Source organism: Methylobacterium sp. J-030 (assembly GCF_022829545.1).
In the GTDB taxonomy this organism is placed as follows: Bacteria; Pseudomonadota; Alphaproteobacteria; order Rhizobiales; family Beijerinckiaceae; genus Methylobacterium.
Genome location: NZ_JAKSYM010000010.1, coordinates 1 through 3,517, shown reverse-complemented (window position 1 = coordinate 3,517; position 3,517 = coordinate 1). Strand labels below are relative to the sequence as shown.

The 3,517-nt window shown below is 70.7% G+C and carries 5 protein-coding genes and 1 pseudogene; 5 read left to right on the top strand and 1 reads right to left on the bottom strand.

Translation table 11 applies throughout. From position 1 onward, the window contains the following. A pseudogene (locus tag MKK75_RS00210) lies at positions 1-206 on the bottom strand (porin family protein); the annotation flags it as partial. A 453-nt stretch (positions 207-659) separates the two neighbouring features. Between MKK75_RS00210 and MKK75_RS00205 the strand changes: the two are divergent. The 5 genes from MKK75_RS00205 to MKK75_RS00185 all read left to right on the top strand — a co-directional run. Continuing rightward, positions 660-1,193, top strand: coding sequence for a GAF domain-containing protein (locus MKK75_RS00205; RefSeq protein WP_244040632.1), 534 nt, complete (start codon positions 660-662; stop codon positions 1,191-1,193). A gap of 126 nt (positions 1,194-1,319) precedes the next feature. After that, complete coding sequence (locus MKK75_RS00200) at positions 1,320-1,469, top strand: hypothetical protein (protein WP_244040631.1); 150 nt, start codon at positions 1,320-1,322, stop codon at positions 1,467-1,469. A gap of 537 nt (positions 1,470-2,006) precedes the next feature. Next, positions 2,007-2,387: a hypothetical protein gene (locus tag MKK75_RS00195; RefSeq protein ID WP_244040630.1), complete on the top strand. Its 381-nt coding sequence runs from the start codon at positions 2,007-2,009 to the stop codon at positions 2,385-2,387. Positions 2,388-2,425: 38 nt separating this feature from the next. Further along, a complete protein-coding gene (locus MKK75_RS00190) occupies positions 2,426-3,106 on the top strand; it encodes a hypothetical protein (protein ID WP_244040629.1) in 681 nt (226 codons plus the stop codon). A 198-nt stretch (positions 3,107-3,304) separates the two neighbouring features. Then, positions 3,305-3,517, top strand: a 213-nt coding sequence (locus MKK75_RS00185; protein ID WP_244040628.1) for a MucR family transcriptional regulator, incomplete at its 3' end; no start/stop codon positions are given.

The window sequence follows — 3,517 nt, the reverse complement described above, 5'->3', positions numbered from 1 at the left end:
GGCACGCCGAAGCTGTTGCCGGTGGAGCGGCTGGAGGCGTCGAAGGCGTAGCCGGCGTTGATGCCGAAGTAGGCGCCGGTCCAGGTGAACACCGGCACGGGGGTGAACACCGGCGGCGGCGCGGCCCGGCGCGGCAGGTCGGCGGCCGAGGCGGCGCCGGTCAGGAGAGCCGTGGCGGCGCTCGCGAGAAGAAGCTTCTTGATCATCTGGTCCTCTGTCTCCCGTTGGGCGGGATGTGTGCCGGGCGACAAGAACGTCAGGACGCGTTCGGGCGATAGTGCAGGAATGCAACAGCCCGCGCGGGGTCCCCGAACCTCACAGCCGAAAGGTGCGCTAGAGCACATCATGTCGTGGGTTCGATTGGAAGAGGCGGAACTATTAAGGGATCTCAGTCGCGACGAAGAGTCTTTATACTCTGTCCACGCACCGGGGCATACGATGTTCTCGGCGCGCCGCTGCAATGCCCGGTCCGAAGGGCCGAGCGCCCGCGAAAACCTATCGCAAGTTGTCGTTCACCATGTCGGAAGCACGCATGTGGCGAAAACCCCGGGATGCCGCCGGTAATCGGACTCGCGCGGCGGCCCGCCCCCACCCGTGCGTACCCGACCGCTCCGCGTTGTCGCGTAGACGTGCGGCGGAAGGGCTCCTATCTCTCCACCATGGCTGAAACGCATTTCCGCCCGGAGCCGGGCTTGGCGTTGGCCGCCGGCTCGCTGGAGGCTGCCGCATCGCTGGAGGAGATCGTGTCCACGCTCCGGCGGACCGCGCGGGCGATCGTCGGCTCCGACGGGATCGCGGTGGTGCTGCGCGAGGGCGACACCGTCTTCTACGCGGCGGAGGACGCGATCGAGCCGCTCTGGCGCGGGCGCCGCTTTCCGATGACGGCGTGCATCTCCGGCTGGTGCATCCTGAACGGCCAGACGGTGATCGTGCCGGACATCGAGTCCGATCCGCGGGTGCCGTTGGCGGCCTATCGCGTCACGTCGATGCGCAGCCTCGTCATGGTCCCGATCGGCGCCCCCGCGGCGGTTGCCGCCCTCGGCGCGTACTGGTGCGCCTCCGTCATTCCGGACGACGCGACCGTCTGCCGGCTCGAGGCGCTGGCCCAGCAGGCCGCAGCCGCCCTCGTGCGGGTGCGGCTCCTGGCCGGGGCGAGCAGGTCTCGGGCGCTGGTGCAGCGCTCCGGTTCGTGACGCGCGCGGCCGGCGGCCGCGGCGGCCATCGGGCCGCGGCCGCCATCGCGGCCGGACACGGGGATCGTTCGGCTGTCCCGGGTGTTCCCTGGCTTCCGCGACCCCTCAGGAAGTTCGACGCCCCTCATGAAGCGCCTCGTCCTCGCCGGCATCTTCGTTGCCCTGCTGACCGCCATCGTGGCCATCGCGGCCACGTGGTCGACGGTCACGCCCGTGAACCCGGCCGTGGCGCCCGACACCGCCTCGACGCCCAACCCCACCGGAGCGCGGAAATAGGACGGGCCGACTGCGGAGATCCGGTCCGCGACCGAACGCACCGCATGGACTGCGGGCCGCTCGGGAACATGCGTCGGGCTGCAGCCTTGGATCTTCACCGGCGCCGCGTCAGGCGCGCGCGAGGGAGGGGCGTATGGGACACGATGTCGAGGCGGCACGCGAAGCTTTCGGGTCGGTGCCGCCGGGACGGCCCGCCCGACCCACGGGGGAAACCGATCCGGCTGGGGGCGGCAGCGGCCCGCACGCACCGGGCCCCGTCACCCCTGAAGCCCAGGAGGTGCCCGAGACCGGGGGATACGACACCCGGCCGCCCCGGCCCGGGCCGGACAACCGCAAGGGTGGCCACGGCGCGGGCTGAGGCGTCGCGTCCCCCACGGAGATCCCCGCCCGGGGACTTCCCGCGAGCGCAACGCGTACATCAACAAGTTGCCGGAAGTATCGGTTGGATCGTCAAACCATCGCAACAAAGCTTCCGGTTTCGGAACGTCGCGCTCCGATGACGGATTGACGGCTCCGAAACGATCGACGGAGCCCATCATGCGTTTGCCTCTCGCCCTCGTCCTCGCGACCCTGCTCGGATCGAGCGCCGTCGCTCAGACCACGGTCACGGGCACGCCGGCCGCGCCCGACGCCAAGACCAGCGGGCAATCGGGCGGTCAGGAGAGCGTGACGCGGCCGAACACCGACGCGATGACGCCCGACGGCACAGGGCCCGGAGCAACCGGCAGCGTCCAGCTCGAGAAGGGCGCGAACAGCTTCACGGAAGGCGAGGCGCGTTCGCGGCTCGCCAAGGCCGGCTTCATGGATGCCCGGGATCTCAAGAAGGACCCGGACGGCATCTGGCGCGGCACTGCCCAGCATGGCGGCCAATCCGTCCAGGTCGGCCTCGATTTCAAAGGCAACATGTCGGCGCAGTAAGCCGCCGGCGCCTTGGGAGAGTGTTGGAGAGCGTGTTCATGGCCCAGCAGACCATCACGGCCCTCTACGACCGCTACGGCGACGCGCGCGCCGCGGTCGGCGAGATCGAGGGGAGCGGGATCCCGCACGGCGATATCGGCCTCGTCAGCAGCGATGCGGGCGACCGCCATGCCGGGGCCTTCGGCGAAGGCGGGGGCGCAGACACCCGCGACCGGGCCGAGGACGACGCCAAGGATAGCATCACGGACAGCACCAAGGACGGCACCGGCGCGGGGGCGACCCTCGGCACGGTTGCGGGCGCCGCCGTGGGCCTCCTGGCCGGCCTCGGCCTGATCGCGATCCCCGGCGTCGGGCCGGTGGTCGCCGCCGGCTGGCTCGTGGCGACGCTGACGGGCGCCGGTATCGGCGCGGCCGCGGGGGGGCTCGCCGGAGCGCTGACGGGGGCCGGGGTGAGCGAAGGGGACGCGCAGGCCTACGGCGAAGGCGTGCGGCGGGGCGGAACCCTCGTCACGATCCGCATCGACCCGGCGCGGGCCGCGCTGGCCCCGACGGTGACGGCGATCCTGGAACGCCACGGTGCGGTCGACCTCGACCAGAAGGCCAGCGCGTGGCGCACGGAGGGCTGGACCGGGCCGCAGGCCATGCCGGGCACCGGCTCCGCCGGGGCGCCGGGCGGGCGGGGTCGGACCCGGGCCTACCCGGCCACCGACGACCTCTGATCGTCCGGCCACAACCTTGAAGTTGTTTGAAGGCTGACCGTGCGATCGTCTTGAGACGATGCAGCCGTCTGCCGCTGCCATCGGGCTGAGCGACAAAAAAACCGTCTATTCGCTCGGTTATCATCCAAAATTTACTTCATTTAAACCGTTGCCGGCCCCAAACGACGCGGAGACAAGACGCGATTCGAAGGATCACTCATGACCGACACACACGATGAGGCAACCGAGACCTTTGCGGTTATCACCGCCGAACTCGTCGCCGCCTACGTGTCGAACAATCCCGTCCCGGCCGCTGAGCTGCCTGCCCTGATCGCCCGGGTGCACGGGGCCGTCTCCGGCCTCGCCTCCGGTACCCTGACGGCAGAGACCGGCGCGACCGCGCAGGCCGAGATCGACCGGCCCAGCGCCGCC

Bases quoted from the DNA above. Each gene is read 5' to 3' on its own strand.
- MKK75_RS00200 (WP_244040631.1), top strand. From the start codon at position 1,320: ATGAAGCGCCTCGTCCTCGCCGGCATCTTCGTTGCCCTGCTGACCGCC.
- MKK75_RS00195 (WP_244040630.1), top strand. From the start codon at position 2,007: ATGCGTTTGCCTCTCGCCCTCGTCCTCGCGACCCTGCTCGGATCGAGC.
- MKK75_RS00190 (WP_244040629.1), top strand. From the start codon at position 2,426: ATGGCCCAGCAGACCATCACGGCCCTCTACGACCGCTACGGCGACGCG.
- MKK75_RS00205 (WP_244040632.1), top strand. From the start codon at position 660: ATGGCTGAAACGCATTTCCGCCCGGAGCCGGGCTTGGCGTTGGCCGCC.